This is a genomic window from Bacillus sp. P4_D3 (assembly GCF_056401855.1).
This window is the reverse complement of sequence record NZ_JBFUIN010001115.1, coordinates 1-806: the sequence shown is the minus strand read 5'-3', so window position 1 is coordinate 806 and position 806 is coordinate 1. Positions and strand designations below refer to the sequence as shown.

At 28.6% G+C, this 806-nt stretch carries 1 protein-coding gene and 2 pseudogenes; 1 reads left to right on the top strand and 2 read right to left on the bottom strand.

All coding sequences use genetic code 11. The annotated features are described in order from the left end of the window. Positions 1-199 (bottom strand): annotated as a pseudogene (locus AC1DTM_RS29675) (methyltransferase); the annotation flags it as partial. 306 nt (positions 200-505) lie between these two features. On the opposite strand from AC1DTM_RS29675, the gene AC1DTM_RS29670 reads away from it, so the two are divergent. Continuing rightward, positions 506-664: a hypothetical protein gene (locus AC1DTM_RS29670; RefSeq protein WP_002157830.1), complete on the top strand. Its 159-nt coding sequence runs from the start codon at positions 506-508 to the stop codon at positions 662-664. A 39-nt stretch (positions 665-703) separates the two neighbouring features. On the opposite strand, the pseudogene AC1DTM_RS29665 reads toward AC1DTM_RS29670, so the two are convergent. Continuing rightward, positions 704-806 (bottom strand): annotated as a pseudogene (locus tag AC1DTM_RS29665) (RNA polymerase sigma factor SigJ); the annotation flags it as partial.

Below are 806 nucleotides of genomic sequence, written 5' to 3'. Positions count from 1 at the left end.
ATGTAGAATAACCATTTGAAGTTCCAATTTCTAAAATTTTTTTTACATTACATCCTTTTACTAAAATTGATAAAAATTGTCCCATCTCACGAGAAATATTCCGTAATTTTTCTTCCCGCGTTTTTTTATGTCGATCATGCTCTTCTCCATATTGTTCAAGTTGAGATAATAATGAATCTAAAGTATCCATTCTTTTCATCGCCTTTCCAAAGCAATATGATGAAAAAGCTCTTGCTGCCCGTCTACTTTTCATTATATGCGAAACGAAAACCTTTTTCTCGTTATATGACAAAGTTTTAAATTTTTTTATAGCATATTGTTTCGTTTTTTGGTAAAGTTAATTTCTACGTGCAATTATTCCATTCACATTATTTTACAACCAGTTTTCAATTATAAAATAATATAAACCCCATTTAAATGAATCGGTATTTCAAATTCAATTAAGTGCCCTTTTCGGACGCATTTTCTTTTGTTTATATATTTCTAGAAGAAAGGATGCTTACAAATGAACGTGATTAGCTTAGATGCTGCTAGAAAGCGAAAACAGCATAAAAAATTAATGATTACTATACCGATTATTAAACGTATTTATGAAGAAGACGGGGAAATTAAATTCGAGGTAGCTGGTGAAAAAGATGTACCTCTTGAAATGTTAGAAAAGTAATAAAATAAAKACGTATTTCTATTGAAATGCGTCTTTATTTTATATTTTCACATTTAAATGCATAAGTTTTTCAGGATTAACCATCATATAAATGCTTGAAATTTTCTCATTCTCAAATGCAAATGAAAGCACATAATTGAAC

Excerpts from the sequence above, each read along its gene's own strand:
- AC1DTM_RS29670 (WP_002157830.1), top strand. The coding sequence starts at position 506 with ATGAACGTGATTAGCTTAGATGCTGCTAGAAAGCGAAAACAGCATAAA.